Below are 15,764 nucleotides of genomic sequence, written 5' to 3'. Positions count from 1 at the left end.
CGCAACGGGGTCTGACCCCCGTAAGTGTCTGAAAAAAAGAAGCCCCGCAGTGCGGGGCTTCCAAGTGGTCTTGTTGTTCTATCTTGGTCTTAGCGGATCGCCATCCGGCGGCGCGCCACACCGAAGCCGACCAGGCCGAGGCCGAGCAGGGCCAGGGTGCCGGGCTCCGGTACCGTCGTTACCCCACCGCCTCGTGAGATGTGGCTCACAAAGCCGATTTCAACATCACCATTCGTTCTGTCAAAAAGGCTCAGATCAATCACGCCCCAGTTGAACGACTCGGCATCATTCAAGTAGCCGAACGTGTTGTAAACGGTGCTGCAACCTTCCGACACAAGACAGACGCCCGCACCAACCTTCAGAATGAATGCCTCCGGCTGGAAATCACCGAAGTCAAATGCCCACAGGTTACCCTCAAGCTCATCAGTCACTTCCTGCCAGGTGCCGCCGTCGTACTTAAAGTACTCAAGTTCCGACACATCGACGCCCAGGAGCTCGGCGAGATATGTTTTCTCGGATGCTTCGTCAGGGCTGATATTGGTCCCCTCCACGAGGGTGTCAGCCAGCCCAGTCTCAGCGATCAAGGCTGCGGAAGCGGTCGACGCACCTCCTAAAAGGGCTAAGCCTGCTATACCAATCAATAACTTGCACATGACAACTACTCCTCGCTACCTATCTTTTGCACCCGTCTTAAACAGGCCTATCGCCCATTAGGGGCTCACTTAATACTCATGCAGGAAGCGTGCCAGAGTTGTAAGGCATTGAAAAGATTGAGTGACATTCGCTCATCAGTATGCGTCCTGTAAGCCTTTTCGACACCAGAGCACGGTCAAATCCCATCAGTGTGCGAAGCACCTTCGCCGTAGAATCGCGCGAGCAGGGTATAACTAAGTCTAACGATATCAGGGTAGTGGGCCAGGACATTTGCTCATATCGCGCAGGGGTTCGGCGGCTGTAAATTGTACCGACGACTCCGGCGGGCCGGCACACGGTAGTTCGCGTCAATATCGCGCCCTAGTGCGCGACGATGGGTCGGGAAACGTCCTGCCTACGGCGCCGGATGGCGAGCCGATTCGATTTCCGGCACCAAGTGTCGCTCAAGTCGATTCTACGATTTCCCCAGCCCTCAACTTCTCCAGCTTCTTCCCCACATGCCCGGGCGACTTGGTGTTGCGGGCGATCACCGCATAGGCCGCCGGCACCACGAACAGGGTCAGCACGGTGGTCAGCGCCATGCCGTACACCACCACGATGCCCACCGCCTGGCGGCTCTCCGAGCCGGCACCCGACGCCAGTAACAGCGGCAGGGCCCCGATCGCGGTACACGCGCTGGTCATCAGCACCGGCCTCAGCCGAATGGCCGAAGCCTCGATAATCGCCTCGTTGAACTCGCGGCCGCGGTCGCGCAGCTGGTTGGCGAACTCGACGATGAGCACGCCGTTCTTGGCCGCCAGCCCGACCAGCATGATGAGCCCGATCTGGCTGTAGACGTTGATCGAGCCGCCGTAGGCCCACAGGCCCAATAGCGCCCCGGTGATGGCGAGCGGCACGGTGAACATGATCACCAGCGGGTGGCGGAAGCTCTCGAACTGCGCCGCCAGCACCAGGAACACGACCACCAGCGCCATGATGAAGGTGATGTAGAGCGAGTTGCCGGACTCCTTGAACTCGCGCGACTCGCCGTCCCAGCTGATGCGGATGTCGGGCGGCAGGATCTCGCGCGCCAGCTCCTCGAAGGAGTCCAGCGCCTCGCCCAGCGAGGTGCCGGGCTCGAGCCCGCCGGAGACGGTGATGGAACGCAGGCGGTCGAAGCGCCGCAGCTCGGCCGGGCCGGCGCGCTCGTCCAGCGTCACCAGGTTGCCCAGCGGCACCAGCTGGCCGCTGGTCTCGGAACGGACGTAAATGTTGGAAAGGTCATTCGGCGTGGCGCGGCCCTCGGCCTGGCCCTGCAGGATGACGCGGTACTCGCGGCCGCGATCGATGAACGTCGTCACCGCACGCGAGCCGAGCATGGTCTCGAGCGTGCGGCCGATGTTCTCCAGCGACACGCCGAGCTCGGCGGCGCGGTTGCGGTCGATGACCACGCGCATCTGCGGCTGGCGTTCCTCGTAGTTGGAATCGAGCCCGCGGATGCCGGCATAGCCCTCGGCCGCCGCCATCAGTTCGTCGCGCCAGGCGGCGAGCTGGGCGTACTCGGCCCCGCCGAGCACCATTTGCACCGGGCGGTCGGCGCCACGCACGCCGAGGCCGGCGGGCGTGATCACGCGCGCCTGCACGCCGGGCAGCACGCTCAGCTCCTCGCGTACCTGCGCCGCAATTTCTTCCACCGAGCGCTCGCGCTTGGCCCAGTCTTCCAGCAGCACGATGGCGCGCGCGCTGTCCACGCCGCCGCCGCTGCCCCAGCCGCCCGGCACGCGCAGCAATACCCGCCGCGCTTCGCCGCTATCCACGTAGCGCATGAGGATCTCTTCCATGCGCGTGGCGTAGGACTCGGTGTACTCAAGGCTGGCGCCGGGCGGGGCGGTGATGAGGGTGAAGAAAATGCCGCGGTCTTCGCGCGGGGCGTACTCGGTCGGCAACATGCGGAACAGGCCGACGGCGGCGACGGTGACGAACAGCGCCACCGCCAGTACGGCCCAGGGCCGCGGCACGATGCGCCACAACAGCCGCTTGTAGACCGCGCCGAAGCGCTTGAAGCCGCGCTCGATCAAGCTGGTCATGCGACTGCGCTGTTCGCCGTGCTTGAACAGCTTCGAGCTGAGCATGGGAATCAGCGTCAGTGCCACCAGGCTGGAGATGCCGACCGCCGCCGCGACCGCGACGCCGAACTCGCGGAACAGGCGGCCGACGTTGCCCTGGATGAAAGAGATGGGAAGGAACACCGAGACCAGCACCAGCGTGGTGGCGATGACGGCGAAGCCGATTTCCTTGCTGCCCTCGACCGCGGCCAGGAGCGGCGGCTCGCCCTCCTCGACGCGGCGCCAGATGTTCTCCAGCACCACGATGGCGTCGTCCACCACCAGGCCGATGGCCAGCACCAGGCCGAGCAGGATGAGCACGTTGATGGAGTAGCCGAACAGCGCCATGACCGAGAACGTGGCGATGACGCAGATAGGAATGGTGACGGCCGGCACCAGCGTCGCGCGCACATTGCCGAGGAACAGGTAGATGACCAAGAGCACCAGCGTGAGTGCGAAGCCCAGCGCTTTCACCACCTCCATCATGGAGGCCTCGATGAAGGTGGCGCGGTCGAAGTTGATGCCGATCTCGACGCCTTCCGGCAGCGAGGGCGTGATCTCGTCGATGGCGGCGCGGATACCGCGCGAGACCTCGACGGTGTTGGCCTTGGACTGCTGCTCGATGCCCAGGCTGATGGCCGGCACCTGGTTGGCGCGGGCCACGCTGCGCTCGTCCTCGGCGCCGATGCGCACCTCGGCGATGTCCGACAGGCGCACGAAGTTGCCGTCGTTGCCGCGGCGGATCACCAGCGCGCCGAAATCTTCCGGCGTCACCAGCCCGGTGCGAGTGCGCAGCGTGAACTCCCGTTGCGTGGACTCGAGGCGTCCGGCGGGCAGCTCCACGTTCTCGCGGCGCAGGGCGGCAGTGATGTCTTCGGAGGTGACGCCGCGCGCCGCCATGGCCTCGCGGTCCAGCCAGACGCGCATGGCGAAGCGGCGCGCGCCGCCGAGGCGCACGCGCGCCACGCCTTCCACCACGGACATGCGATCCACCACCATGCGCTCGGCGATGTCGGTGAGCTCGAGGGTGGTGTGGCGGTCGCTGGTGAAGGTCAGCCACATCACCGGCTGGGTGTCGCTGTCGGACTTGGCGATGCGCGGCGGGTCGGCTTCCGGCGGCAGCTGTGACAGCACGCGGCCGATGCGGTCGCGCACGTCGTTGGCGGCCTCGTCCACGTTACGGTCGAGCGAGAACTCGAGGTCGACCGAGGAGCGCTCGTCCTGGCTGCGCGAGGTGAGCTTGACGATGCCCTCGAGGCCGGCGACCTGGTCCTCGATCACCTGGGTGACGCGCGTCTCGATGATGTCGGCCGAGGCGCCGCGGTAGCTGGTGTCGATAGAGACGATCGGCGGGTCGATGTCGGGGTATTCGCGCACGGCGAGGTTGAGCGCTGAAGCCAGGCCGACGAGCACCAGCATCATCGACAGCACCATCGCGAACACCGGGCGACGGACGGAGATCTCGGAGATTTTCATGGTGGCGGTCCCGGGTCGGCGCGGCGTCAGGAGCGACCGAGCACGGCGATCGGCTCGGCGCTGGTGACGCGGCCGCCGTTGGCCACTTTCTGCGTGCCCTCGACGACGATCTCGTCGCCGGCGCGCACCCCGTCGAGGATCTCCACCTCGCCCGGCAGGCGCCTGCCCACCGACACCTCGGTGCGCCAGGCGCGCCCGTCGCGCACCAGGTAGACATTCTGGCGGTCGCCCTCGGGCACCAGCGCAGCTTCGGGAATCACCACGCGCTCGCGCGACTGGCCCGCGAGGCGCACGGTGAGGAACATGCCGGGCTTGAGCAGCCCGTCGTCGTTGGGCAGGTCGGCGCGGATGGTGACGGCGCGCGTCACGGGATCGACGCGGGTGTTAATGGTGCGCACTTCGCCCTGGAACAGTCGGTCCTCGAAGGCCACGCTGCGCGCCGCGATGCGCTGGCCGGTGGCGAGCACGCCGAGGAAGGTCTCGGGCACGGTGAAGTCGAGGCGCACGCTGGAGACGTCGTCCAGGGTGGTGATCGCGATGGTCGGGTTCACCAGGCTGCCGGGGCTCACCTGGCGCAGGCCGACGCGGCCGGCGAAGGGCGCGCGGATGAGCGTCTGCTCGAGGCGGGCCTGGGCCGCGCGCAGGCGCGCCTCGTCGGCGTTCATGGTCGCCTCGAGCTGGGTGACCTGGGACTCGGACACGGTCTTCGAGGCGAGCAGCTCGCGCGCGCGGCGAAACTGGGCGCGGCTGTCGATGACGCGCGCCTCGGCCTCGGCCAGGGCGGCACGCTCCTCGGCGTTGTCCAGTTCGACCAGGATGGTGCCGGCCTCGACCGTCTCGCCTTCGCGGAAGTTGATCGCGGTAATGACGCTGGAAATGCGCGAAGTGATCTCCACGGCCTCGCGGGCACGGGTCGTGCCCAGCGCTTCGACCTCGTCCACCAGCGCGCGGGACTTGGCGACGGTGGTGACGACCGCCACGGGCGGGCGGTCTTCCGGGTTCATGCCCTGGCGGGCGGGCGCGCCGTCGTCACCGCCGGCAAACCAGATGTATGCAGCCAGCGCCGCTGCGGCCAGCACGACGAGCGTGGTGATTGTTTTTTGCAAGGCCTTGACCCCGGATTAGAAGAAGCGGGCCGGCGTGCGCTGCACACCGGCCGGCAATTTCAGTGACAAGTTAATTGTATGAAAGTTCGGGGGTCTTGCGTATCTGGATTCGGCCCGCCTGGACGAGGCCGTCAGGAAGCGGCGGACTGGACGTAATTCTCCAGGCCCATCTTCTCAAGCAGGCTGAGCTGGGTCTCCAGCCAGTCGACGTGCTCTTCCTCGGAGGAGAGGATTTCGCGGAACAGCTGGCGGCTGACGTAGTCGCCGACCGACTCGCAATAGGCGATGGCGTCGCGCAGGTCGGGGATGGCCTTGTTTTCCATGCCGAGGTCGGCCGTCAGGATTTCCTTGACGTTCTCGCCGATCATCAGCTTGCCGAGGTCCTGCAGGTTGGGCAGGCCCTCGAGGAACAGGATGCGCTGCGTCAGCTCGTCGGCATGCTTCATCTCGTCGACGGATTCCTCGAACTCTTTCTCGGCGAGTTTCTCGAGGCCCCAGTCCTTCAGCATGCGGGAATGCAGGAAGTACTGGTTGATCGCGGTGAGTTCGTTCTTCAGGACCTTGTTGAGATGCTCGATGACCTTGGGGTCGCCCTTCATGCCGGAGTCTCCTCGGGTTGGGTGCGTGCAGGACGCAGGATTATACGCACCGGCGGCGGCCGGCCCCAAATTTTGGGGGAGGAGCGATCGGGGTCTGACCCCGTTTGTTGCAACGCGTCAGGCGGCGTCGGGGTGGACGGGCTCGCAGAAGGCCCTGTTGGCGCCCGAAGCGGCCGGGGCGCCGTCGAGCAGCTCGGTGGCGAAGCAGGCGCACTGGCCGCAGCCGGTGGCGACGCCGAGTTCGCGGCTCAGGTCCTCGAGCTTGCGCGCGCCGCGCCCGATGGCTTCATGGATCTGGCTGTCGGTGATGCGCTTGCAGATGCAGACGTACATGTTGGTTCACCTCCTCGAGCTGGGGTGAACTATGACTGCTAATGCGAATGATTGTCAATACGGACAATACTTATGCGCCCCGAACGGGGTCTGACCCCCGTAAGGTACTGATCTATGGTGGGCCCAGAAAAATTCGGCCCCGGTCGTCCATCCTGGACGCCGGGGCCGTAGGGGTCGCGTGGGGGGAACACGCATTTTGGGGAACGTTTGGGGATTCGCTCCGTACGCGGAAAATAGATTCAGCGCTGCTGAAAAAGTTCCTGCGGTGCGCGGTTAATTTGCTCTCCCCAATAAAATCAATATCTTTCGGGGGTCAGACCCCGTTACTGCCGCGGGGAAGCTCCAGCGGTGCCAGGGCCGACGATTCCTGACACACTTCGCCTTACTGGCTAAATCTTTAACGACGCTGGGCCACGCAGGGCCCGATCGTCAGTCCTCAAAACGAGAAAATAATTGCAGAACATAGGGTTACGGGGGTCAGACCCCCTGGGGACGCCACGGGGGAGGCGGATCCTGCTGCTGGCGCTGCCGATCATTGGCGGCATGGTGTCGCAGAACATCATGAACCTGGTCGACACCGCCATGGTCGGCACGCTCGGCGATGCCGCCCTGGGCGCGGTCGGCCTCGGCGGTTTCGCCAACTTCATGTTCATGGCCCTGCTGCTCGGACTGTCCACCGGCGTGCAGACCATCGCGGCGCGCCGTAAGGGCGAGGGCGCGTACGACCAGACGGCGGTCGCGCTCAACGGCGGCTTGCTGGTGCTGTTGTGCGTCGCGCCGCCGCTCGCCGCGATCCTCTACTGGGCCATCCCGGCGATCTACCCGTATCTCAACAGCGACCCCGAGGTGATCGCTCAGGGCGTGCCGTACCTCCAGGCCCGCGTGCTCGCCATGTTCTTCATGGGCGCGAATTTCGCTTTCCGCGGCTACTGGAACGGCATCGACCTGCCGCGGCTGTACATGAGCACGCTCATCGTCATGCACGCCAGCAACATCTTCCTCAACTGGGTGCTGATTTTCGGCAACCTCGGCGCGCCGGCGCTGGGCGTGCAGGGCGCCGGCATCGCCTCGGCGCTGTCCACCGTCGTGGGCTTCAGCATCTACATCTTCCTCGGCTTCCGCCACGCGCGCGAAGCCAGCTTCCTGCAACGCGCGCCGAGCCGCGCCCATGTCGCCACCCTGCTGCGCCTCTCACTCCCGACCGGCATCCAGCAGCTGTTCTTCTCCACCGGCTTCGTGCTGACGTTCTGGATCATCGGCCAGGTCGGCACGCGCGACATGGCGGCCGCGACCGTGATCCTGAACCTCACGCTCGTGGCCTTGCTGCCGGGGCTCGGCCTCGGCCTCGCGGCGTCCACGCTGGTGAGCCAGGCGCTCGGTCGCAACGATCCGGAGGACGCGGCGCGCTGGGGCTGGGAGGTCGCACGCATCGGCATGATCGGCCTGGCGCTGCTGGGCCTGCCCGGCGCGATCTGGCCGGAGCTGCTGCTCGGCATCTTCATCCACGATCCTGAGACCATGGCCGTGGCGACGTTCCCGATGCGCCTGGTCGGTCTCGGTATGGCGGTGGAGGGGCTGGGCATGGTGATGATGCACAACCTGCTCGGCGCCGGCGACAACAAGCGCGTGATGAAGGTGGCGGTGCTCGCGCAGTGGGGGCTGTTCCTGCCGCTCGCCTACCTGGTCGGCCCGGTGCTCGGGTTCGGACTGGCCGTGATCTGGTGCCTGCAGGTCGGCTACCGCGCCGGCATGGCGGGGGTGTTCACCTGGTTCTGGATGCGGCGCGGCTGGGCCGGAATCAAGGTTTAACAAACACTTACGGGGGTCAGACCCCGTTAACGGCAAACGGATATCCGATCATTGTGCCGAAATAGAGCATATTAAATAAAATAGTCTCATATGCTACATTTTGTGGTCAGGAAAGGATCTACCGGAGACCATTCGAATGGGCGCAACCATACAAGCCGTCAAACCGGCAGCCGGCGTCGTGCTGGCCAAGGCCGTGCGCAACGCCGGCGAAGCCCTCGGGCTGAGCCAGGCTGAGCTTGGCGCCGTGATCGGGCGGGCGCGCTCATCGCTCGTGCGCCCGATCGATCCAGGGTCCAAGCCCGGCGAACTCGCAGCTCTTCTTATCCGCTGTTACCGCAGCCTGTTCGTTTTGACCGGCGGGGAGCCGGCGGCGATGCGGCACTGGATGGCGACGCCGAACCTGCACACCGGCGGCAAACCGCGTGAACAGGTCAAGGAAGTTCAGGGACTGGTGATGGTCGCCGAGTACCTCGACGCGGCACGCGGCAAGTCGTGAGCCGAATCTGGGAGGCTTGCCTTCCGGCGCCGGTCTCGCGTCTCCAGGGCACTTTGCGGCGCCTGGTGGAGAGCCAGGAGCAGGTGGCGACCAACAGCATTGTCGACTCTGCGGCCGAACAGGCCGTGCTGGAAGAACTGCTCGAGCGATCTAAGCCGCCACCGCGCCCGGGCACGGAAGGCATGCCGTACCTCTTGCATACCCCGTTCCGATATCCGCCCCTGCGGCACGGCTCGCGCTTCGGCACGCGTTTTCAGCCGTCCATTTTCTACGGCTCCCGCGAGGAGCGCACCGTCCTGGCCGAGGCGGCTTTCTATCGTTTCTGGTTCTGGTCGGGGATGGTGCAACCGCCGCGCAGCGAGCTTGTCACCCAGCACACGATCTTCCAGGCGGGTTACGACACGTCGCATGGCCTCCGCATGCAGCACCCACCGTTCTCGGCCTACGAGAAGGTGCTGCGCGATCCCGCGGATTATCGCGAAACCCAGGCACTCGGGCGCGCCATGCGGACAGCCGGCGTCGCAGCATTCGAGTACCTGTCCGCCAGGGACCCGGTCAAGGGCCTCAATATCGGGCTGTTCTCACCTGAGGCCCTAATCCCCCGCGACAGGATCCTCGGCCGGGATGAGTGGGCCTGCCGGACAGGCGCCGACCGCGTCGTCTTTTTCAACGTCGCTACCGGTACCACGCGCGAGTTCCCGCGCGAGACCTTCCTGGTTCACGGGCGACTGCCTTCGCCGGCGGTGTGACGGACCGACAGGCGCCTTGATCCCGCCCCGGGGTGGCGCCGTTGCCCCCGATGCCGGCAATACCCCGGTAATCCTGCAAAAAGTGCCGTTTATCGGCCTGTCAGGGGCCTTGGCAACCTTCAACATGTGTGCCCGTGGACTTGCCGCGGCGCAGTTGCCCGGCGCACATGAGCCTTATCAGAGGAAACACTAATGAACAAACCCCATCCTATGATGGAACGCTGGTATGACCGATCGCTCTATGAGGCGACAGCCTCGATCGCTGTCGTGAAGGAGGTCATCTCGTCGCCCGAATGCCTGGAGACGATTCTCACGCGCGACGCCCAGGCCCTGGCATCGTGGGCACGTGAACCGGATGTCCTGGATCGCCTTGAAGCTGTCGACGGCCTGGAGCCGACGGATTCTGAGCTCGCGTTGGCGGAGCGCGAGCATATCAGGTTCGTGATCAGGGACGACGGCAGCCTGGCCGGGGGCCGGTCGTTTGCGCAGGCACTTCGTGCGGCCGGACTGGTACGGAAAATCGAGTGTGTATTTTGTGCCGAGATGGAGGACTTCGAGGCGTCGCTCGAAGAGCGCCTGCAGGATGAATACCGTCATTACGCGTCGTTTCATGCCGGATTGACCATGACGAGCTTCATTGCCTGCTGCGCCAGGTCCGAACAGCTTGTTCTTGGGCAGTTCGCCGAGAACGTGCCCGAGAGGGAAGCGTGTCGTGAAGAGATTGGCCGCCAGCTGGCCGCATGCCCGGAAGAGATCGCGGTCATTGAACCGTTGCTGAGTCCATATCAGCACGGCGGATTGGCCGGGTTGCATGTGCTCTCAGAGGCGTTGTGGCAATGGCTGCATCACAACCGGCAGGACCTGCCTCAATTGTTGTTGTTCCTTGAAGAGAAGATGAGGGACAGGACATATGGGTACGACATCCTGCGACAAACGGAGTTCATGGCAGCCGTGACCCGCAACGAGGCGCTCGCGATCACGCTCGAAGAAGGTGTGCGCTGGCTTGCTTCCAGGTGATTCTCGGGCAGGTAAGGTCACGCCGCCTGCCGTCCTGATCGTCCCTGCGCAGGGCCGGTTCCGTCAGCGCTGGCGCTGGATCTCCTCGAGCAGGTCCAGTGCCAGCGCCACCCCGGGCAGGTTGATGTCGAGGTCGCGATGCAGCCGCAGCGCCACCTGGGTGCGGCGCACGCTGCGGCCGGTGAAGCGCCACTCGGTGCGGCTCGCGCCGTGCGGCTCGATCACGCCCTCGGCCACCAGCGCCACCACGAACTCTTCGTCGGCGTGGCACATGCGGCACAATTCCTCGAGCTCGAGCTCGAGCGTGTCGTCGAGCAGCTGGCCCATGATGAGTTCGAGTTCCTGGCGTGTCATGGCTCGGCCTCCCTCAGCTCTCCAGGTCGTGCCGCGGATTGAACGGCAGCTTGCTGGCCATCTCCTCGTAGAGCGTGCGTGCGAACGATGAGTCGGCCGGCGGCGTGTCGATGCGCAGGGTCACGATCTGGTCGCCAGGCGGGGTGCCCGGCAGCCCGCGGCCCTTCAGTCGCAGCCGCCGACCCGACTGCGATCCCGCCGGAATCTTCAGCTCCACTTTGCCGCCCAGGGTCGGCACGCTGACCGTCTCGCCCAGCGCTGCCTCCCACGGCGTGACCGGCAGCGTCAGCAGGATGTTGCGCCCGTCCGGCTCGAACAGCCGGTGCGGCGTGAACGCCACTTCTAGGAACAGGTCGCCGGCCGCACCGCCGTTGGCGCCCGGCATGCCCTGGCCGGCGAGGCGGATGCGCTGGCCGGCGGTGACGCCCTTCGGGATGGCGACGCGGATGCTGCGCTTGCCTCCGGAAGGTGCGCGCAGTTCGAGCGTGCGGCTGGCGCCGTGATAGGCGTCTTCGAGCGAGATCTGCACCCGGGCATGCTGGTCTTCGCCACGCATGGGTCCGGCCTGGCGGAAATGGAACTCCTGAGCGCCCGGGCGGGCGCCGGGGCCGGCGCCCGCGGGGCCGCTACGAAACTCGCCGCCCCGGCCGGCCATGCCGCCGCGGCCGAACAGGGTTTCGAAGAAGTCCGAGAAGCCGCCGAACTCTTCGCCCGCGCCCCCCATGCCGGCGCCGCCGGCCGGTCCGCCCCGGCGATAGTAGAACCCGCCGTCGCCAGGCGGCGGACGGAATTCCTGGCCGGCCTTCCAGTCGGCGCCGAGCTGGTCGTAGGCCGCGCGCTTCTCGGGATCCTTCAGCACCTCGTAAGCCTCGCCGACCTCCTTGAAGCGCGCCTCGGCGTCTGGCTCCTTGCTGACGTCGGGGTGGTACTTGCGCGCCAGCTTGCGGTAAGCGCGCTTGATCTCGTCCGCGCTGGCGTCGCGCTTCACCCCGAGGATGGCGTAATAGTCCTTGAAATCCATGTCCTAACGGGGTCTGACCCCCGTAACCTCTTGTTAGGTCTGCTGTTGACAGTAATTCTAGTCCCTTTGCGGGATTTCAAGGGGTGCGCGGTACGACGCAACCGCGTCCCTCAGGCACCACACCTCTCCAGCCTGCGCGATCTCCCGGTTGCGCCACAGCAGCTGCGCCTCCACGCCGAACGCGCGCTGGTGGCAGCGTTGGGTGATGTGCCAGACCTGGCCGTGGATGGTGCGGCGGCGAGTGCGGGGCATGGCGGGGACCTCGGGGCCTCTCGCGGAGCGGGAATCTGGAGGGCATACCGTAGGGGGCGGGCGCGACGATGCCCAGCCCCAGTTTCTCTGTGATTCAGATACTTACGGGGGTCAGACCCCCTTATGTAAACGAAGCCGACACCGAGCGTCGGGAATTCTTGCGATAATGCGACGCGAGTCACAGTCACCCGCGCAAACTCGGCCACAATGACGGACTCACCGTGAGGACTCCGCACGCATGACGCTGATCGGAACCCTGGGCTACGGACTGGCCGCCATCGCCTTTGCCGTGCTGGCGCTGCTCATGCTCACGAGCTGGCGCGGCCGTTTGCAGGGCGGGCTACTCGTTGCCGCCGCCGGCCTGAGCGCCGCGTGGGCCACCGCCGCGGCGCTGCCGGGCGATTCACCGGGCCACTGGCAGCTCCTCGGCACGCTCGAAGTCCTGCGCAACACCGCCTGGCTCGCCTTCCTCGCCCGCCTCACCCCGGCCGGGCAGGGCGTCGCGGGCCTGACGCGCCACTTCATGAGCCTCGCCCCCGCGGGCTTCGTCTTCGCCTACGGGTTGTTCACGATCTTCGCGCCGACATCTGCGGAGCCGACTTCGCAGGTCCTGCGGTCGCTGATCACCACCGGCCTGGTCACCGCCATCGCCGGCCTGGTGCTGCTCGAGCAGTTCTACCGCGCCCTGCGCCTCGAGCCACGCCGCACCGTGCTGCCGCTCATCCTCGGTCTCGGCGGCCTGCTTGCTTACGACCTCTTTCTCTACTCGCACGGCCTGCTCTTCCGCGGCCTCCATACCGACTTGTGGGTCGCGCGGGGCTATATCGTGTTCCTCGCCGCGCCCCTGCTGCTGCTCGCCGCGGCACGGAGCCGGGCGCTGTCGGTCGACGTCTGGATTTCCCGCCACGTCGCCTTCTACACCACGAGCCTGGTCGGCATCGGCGTCTACCTCGTAATCATGGCGATGGCCGGCTACGGATTGCGCATGGCCGGCGGCGAGTGGGGCGCAGTGCTCCAGGCCACGTTCTTTTTCGGCGCCGCGGTGCTGCTCGGCTGGATCGTGTTCTCCGCGGCGGCGCGTGCGAAGTTGCGCGTGTTCATAGCCAAGCATTTCTACCGTACCAAGTACGACTATCGGCGCGAGTGGATCCGCCTCACCCAGAGACTGAGTGAGGGCCATCGTGGTGAGCGCCTCGAGCTGCGCGGCCTCGATGCCATGGTCCAGCTGGCCGGCGCAGAGGGCGGTGCGCTCTGGGTGCGCGACAAGGAGCGCCAGGACAGCGGCTTTATTCGCGTGGCCGAGATTGCCCTCGCGGAGGCTCCGCAAAGAATCGCCGAGGATGACCCGCTTATTGCTTTCCTGGAGGAACGGCGCTGGATCGTGGATCTTGGCCAGGCGTTGCGGGACCCGGAGTCGCACCCGGGATTGTTCATGCTCGAATGGCTGGAGGCGCTTGGGCCGAGCGGACTCGTGGTGCCATTACTGCACCAGGAGCGGTTGTGGGGCCTGGCGTTGCTCGCTTCGCCACGACTGGTCGGACGCCTCAGCTATGAGGACATCGACCTGTTCCGCATCGCGGGCATGCAGATTGCGGCGGTGCTGGCGCAGGCCGAGGCCGACCGGCTGCTGTCGGAGAGCCGCCAGTTCGACGCCTACAACCGCTTCGCCGCCTTCATCATGCACGACCTGAAGAACGTCATCGCCCAGCAGTCCCTGGTGGTGCGCAACGCCACCAAGTACCGCGACGACCCGGCCTTCATCGACGACGCGCTGGACACCGTGGCGAACTCGGTCGAGCGCATGCAGCGACTGCTCGAGCAGCTCAAGCGCGGCCAGGGCGCGCCCCAGGTGGAGCGCGTGGACGTGCACAGACTGGTGCTGGAGTCTGTGTCCCGGCACACAGACCGGGCGCCGGCGCCGGTGGCAGACTGCAAAGATGCCAACCTGCGCCTGCGCGTCGATCGTGAGCGGCTTGCTGCCGTGCTGGGACACCTGGTCACCAACGCCCAGGATGCGACGCCCGCAGACGGGCGCATCACTGTGGAAGCCGTGCTACAGGACGGCGCACTGGTGCTGGCGGTGGAGGACAACGGCAGCGGCATGGACGAAGAGTTCCTGCGCGAGCGTTTCTTCAAGCCCTTCGACTCCACCAAGGGCAGCAAAGGCATGGGTATCGGCGCCTACCAGGCGCGACAGTTCGTGGAGTCGGCCGGCGGCGAGGTGCGGGTACGCAGCGTGCCGGGCGAGGGCACGCGCTTCGAGATGCGCTTCCCGGGGCGGCTGGTGGAGTTCGGCACCGGGACGACGGGCGAGTACCGGGCGCCGGACGTGGAAAAGACAAATCGTGCCGGGACGCAGAAAAGCACAGATGAACAAGGAGGAGAGGTCTAGTGGCTGAAGAAGCCCGCAAGCTGCTCGTCGTCGAGGACGACCGCGGGCTGCAGAAGCAGCTCAAGTGGTGCTTCGACGGCTACGACGTCCTGATCGCCGAGGATCGCGAGAGCGCGCTGGGCGAGCTGCGCCGGCATGAGCCCGCCGTGGTGCTGCAGGACCTCGGCCTGCCGCCCGATGCCGAGGGCGTGAGCGAGGGCTTCAAGACCCTGCAGGAAATCCTGCAGACCGCGCCGCAGACCAAGGTCATCGTGGTGACCGGCAACGAGAACCGCGACAACGCCCTCAAGGCCGTCGGCTTCGGCGCCTACGATTTCTACCAGAAGCCGGTCGACGTCGACGTGCTGCAGCTCTTGGTCAACCGCGCCTTCACGCTCTACGAGCTCGAGGCCGAGAACCGTCGCCTCGCGAGCGAACATTCGGCCTCGCCGCTGGAGGGCGTGATCGCGGTGAGCGCGCCCATGCAGGACGTGTGCCGCAAGATCGAGAAGATCGCGCCGGTGGACGTGACCACGCTGCTGCTGGGCGAGTCGGGCACCGGCAAGGAAGTGTTCGCCAAGGCGCTGCACGGCCTGAGCCCGCGCAAGGCCGGCCGCTTCGTCGCCATCAACTGCGCCGCGATCCCCGAGAACCTGCTCGAGAGCGAGCTGTTCGGTCACGAGAAGGGCGCCTTCACCGGCGCGCACAAGCAGACCATCGGCAAGGTCGAGCTGGCCGACAAGGGCACGCTGCTCCTGGACGAGATCGGCGACATGCCCGCGCCGCTGCAGGCCAAGCTGCTGCGCTTCCTGCAGGAGCGCACCGTGGAGCGTGTCGGCGGGCGCAAGGAAATCCCGGTGGACGTGCGCGTGGTGTGCGCCACCAACCAGGACCTGCAGCACCTCATCGCCGAGGGCCGCTTCCGCGAGGACCTGTATTACCGCATCAGCGAAGTCACGATCCGCATCCCGCCGCTCAGGGAACGGGAGGGCTGCCGCATCGTGCTGGCGCAGCATTTTTTGCAACAGTTCGCTGCCAGCATGAACAAGAAGCTGCGTGGGCTGTCGGAAGAGGCGATGGCGGCGATCGAGGCCTACGGGTGGCCGGGCAACGTGCGCGAGCTGGAGAACCGCATCAAGGGCGCGGTGGCGATTTCAGACGGGCCGATGATCAGCGCCGACGACCTTGGGCTGCCGGGCGGCGGCGCGCTGCCGACCATGACGCTGCGCGAGGTGCGCGACGAGGCCGAGAAGCGCGCGCTGCTGCAGGCGCTGGCGGCGGCGGACGGCAACCTGACGCGGGCGGCGAGCCTGCTCGGGGTGTCGCGGCCGACGGTGTACGACCTGATGAGCCGGCACGGGGTAAGTGCATGAACCGGGGCGAATTCTCAGGCAGAAAGCTGATAATGTCTTGGCAGAGACGGCAACCGCAGAGAAAAACGGT

The 15,764-nt window shown here is 66.2% G+C and carries 14 protein-coding genes; 6 read left to right on the top strand and 8 right to left on the bottom strand.

Going from position 1 to position 15,764, the window contains the following annotated elements; all coding sequences use genetic code 11:
• Window positions 1-89: 89 nt before the first annotated feature.
• The 5 genes from G8346_RS14660 to G8346_RS10505 form a co-directional block, all read right to left on the bottom strand.
• Window positions 90-653: a PEP-CTERM sorting domain-containing protein gene (locus G8346_RS14660; protein ID WP_206202696.1), complete on the bottom strand. Its 564-nt coding sequence runs from the start codon at window positions 651-653 to the stop codon at window positions 90-92.
• A gap of 444 nt (window positions 654-1,097) precedes the next feature.
• Entirely contained in the window at window positions 1,098-4,214 is a 3,117-nt protein-coding gene (locus G8346_RS10520; RefSeq protein ID WP_166050997.1) for an efflux RND transporter permease subunit, read from the bottom strand.
• 26 nt (window positions 4,215-4,240) lie between these two features.
• Window positions 4,241-5,320 (bottom strand): efflux RND transporter periplasmic adaptor subunit, encoded by a 1,080-nt coding sequence (locus G8346_RS10515; RefSeq protein ID WP_166050995.1) that lies wholly within the window; start codon window positions 5,318-5,320, stop codon window positions 4,241-4,243.
• A 131-nt stretch (window positions 5,321-5,451) separates the two neighbouring features.
• Window positions 5,452-5,919: a bacterioferritin gene (gene bfr, locus G8346_RS10510; protein WP_166050993.1), complete on the bottom strand. Its 468-nt coding sequence runs from the start codon at window positions 5,917-5,919 to the stop codon at window positions 5,452-5,454.
• A 117-nt stretch (window positions 5,920-6,036) separates the two neighbouring features.
• The gene (locus tag G8346_RS10505) at window positions 6,037-6,252 is read right to left on the bottom strand and encodes a (2Fe-2S)-binding protein (RefSeq protein WP_166050990.1); all 216 of its coding nucleotides are present in this window, start codon (window positions 6,250-6,252) and stop codon (window positions 6,037-6,039) included.
• A 453-nt stretch (window positions 6,253-6,705) separates the two neighbouring features.
• On the opposite strand from G8346_RS10505, the gene G8346_RS10500 reads away from it, so the two are divergent.
• The 4 genes from G8346_RS10500 to G8346_RS10485 all read left to right on the top strand — a co-directional run bounded on the left by G8346_RS10500 (window position 6,706) and on the right by G8346_RS10485 (window position 10,323).
• Window positions 6,706-8,061 carry an MATE family efflux transporter gene (locus G8346_RS10500; RefSeq protein WP_166050988.1) on the top strand — a complete coding sequence of 452 codons (1,356 nt, stop codon included), beginning with the start codon at window positions 6,706-6,708 and terminating at the stop codon, window positions 8,059-8,061.
• Window positions 8,062-8,197: 136 nt separating this feature from the next.
• Window positions 8,198-8,557, top strand: coding sequence for an MbcA/ParS/Xre antitoxin family protein (locus tag G8346_RS10495; protein ID WP_166050986.1), 360 nt, complete (start codon window positions 8,198-8,200; stop codon window positions 8,555-8,557).
• Complete coding sequence (locus tag G8346_RS10490) at window positions 8,554-9,306, top strand: RES family NAD+ phosphorylase (RefSeq protein WP_166050984.1); 753 nt, start codon at window positions 8,554-8,556, stop codon at window positions 9,304-9,306. The genes G8346_RS10495 and G8346_RS10490 overlap by 4 nt, the downstream gene beginning before the upstream one ends.
• 192 nt (window positions 9,307-9,498) lie before the next feature.
• Window positions 9,499-10,323: a hypothetical protein gene (locus G8346_RS10485; protein WP_166050983.1), complete on the top strand. Its 825-nt coding sequence runs from the start codon at window positions 9,499-9,501 to the stop codon at window positions 10,321-10,323.
• Window positions 10,324-10,386: 63 nt separating this feature from the next.
• Here G8346_RS10485 and G8346_RS10480 read toward each other — a convergent pair whose 3' ends face one another.
• Genes G8346_RS10480 through G8346_RS10470 form a run of 3 tightly spaced genes read right to left on the bottom strand, consistent with a single transcriptional unit; the run spans window position 10,387 to window position 11,950 of the window.
• The gene (locus G8346_RS10480) at window positions 10,387-10,677 is read right to left on the bottom strand and encodes a chaperone modulator CbpM (protein WP_166050981.1); all 291 of its coding nucleotides are present in this window, start codon (window positions 10,675-10,677) and stop codon (window positions 10,387-10,389) included.
• Between the two features lie 13 nt (window positions 10,678-10,690).
• Window positions 10,691-11,698, bottom strand: a complete 1,008-nt coding sequence (locus G8346_RS10475; RefSeq protein ID WP_166050979.1) for a DnaJ C-terminal domain-containing protein — start codon at window positions 11,696-11,698, stop codon at window positions 10,691-10,693.
• A gap of 57 nt (window positions 11,699-11,755) precedes the next feature.
• The gene (locus G8346_RS10470) at window positions 11,756-11,950 is read right to left on the bottom strand and encodes a hypothetical protein (protein WP_166050977.1); all 195 of its coding nucleotides are present in this window, start codon (window positions 11,948-11,950) and stop codon (window positions 11,756-11,758) included.
• A 238-nt stretch (window positions 11,951-12,188) separates the two neighbouring features.
• Between G8346_RS10470 and prsK the strand changes: the two genes are divergently transcribed.
• The gene (gene prsK, locus G8346_RS10465; protein ID WP_166050975.1) at window positions 12,189-14,342 is read left to right on the top strand and encodes an XrtA/PEP-CTERM system histidine kinase PrsK; all 2,154 of its coding nucleotides are present in this window, start codon (window positions 12,189-12,191) and stop codon (window positions 14,340-14,342) included.
• A complete protein-coding gene (prsR, locus tag G8346_RS10460; RefSeq protein ID WP_166050972.1) occupies window positions 14,342-15,694 on the top strand; it encodes a PEP-CTERM-box response regulator transcription factor in 1,353 nt (450 codons plus the stop codon). Before prsK ends, prsR begins: the two co-directional genes overlap by 1 nt.
• Window positions 15,695-15,764: the final 70 nt, after the last annotated feature.

It is taken from the genome of Thioalkalivibrio sp. XN279 (assembly GCF_011089885.1).
Taxonomy (GTDB): Bacteria; Pseudomonadota; Gammaproteobacteria; order Steroidobacterales; family XN24; genus XN24.
This window is presented reverse-complemented; position numbering and strand designations above follow the sequence as displayed.

Bases quoted from the DNA above. Each gene is read 5' to 3' on its own strand.
- G8346_RS10520 (WP_166050997.1), bottom strand. From the start codon at position 4,214: ATGAAAATCTCCGAGATCTCCGTCCGTCGCCCGGTGTTCGCGATGGTG.
- G8346_RS10495 (WP_166050986.1), top strand. From the start codon at position 8,198: ATGGGCGCAACCATACAAGCCGTCAAACCGGCAGCCGGCGTCGTGCTG.
- G8346_RS10475 (WP_166050979.1), bottom strand. From the start codon at position 11,698: ATGGATTTCAAGGACTATTACGCCATCCTCGGGGTGAAGCGCGACGCC.
- G8346_RS10505 (WP_166050990.1), bottom strand. From the start codon at position 6,252: ATGTACGTCTGCATCTGCAAGCGCATCACCGACAGCCAGATCCATGAA.
- G8346_RS14660 (WP_206202696.1), bottom strand. From the start codon at position 653: ATGTGCAAGTTATTGATTGGTATAGCAGGCTTAGCCCTTTTAGGAGGT.
- prsK (WP_166050975.1), top strand. From the start codon at position 12,189: ATGACGCTGATCGGAACCCTGGGCTACGGACTGGCCGCCATCGCCTTT.
- G8346_RS10470 (WP_166050977.1), bottom strand. From the start codon at position 11,950: ATGCCCCGCACTCGCCGCCGCACCATCCACGGCCAGGTCTGGCACATC.
- G8346_RS10485 (WP_166050983.1), top strand. From the start codon at position 9,499: ATGAACAAACCCCATCCTATGATGGAACGCTGGTATGACCGATCGCTC.
- bfr (WP_166050993.1), bottom strand. From the start codon at position 5,919: ATGAAGGGCGACCCCAAGGTCATCGAGCATCTCAACAAGGTCCTGAAG.
- G8346_RS10480 (WP_166050981.1), bottom strand. From the start codon at position 10,677: ATGACACGCCAGGAACTCGAACTCATCATGGGCCAGCTGCTCGACGAC.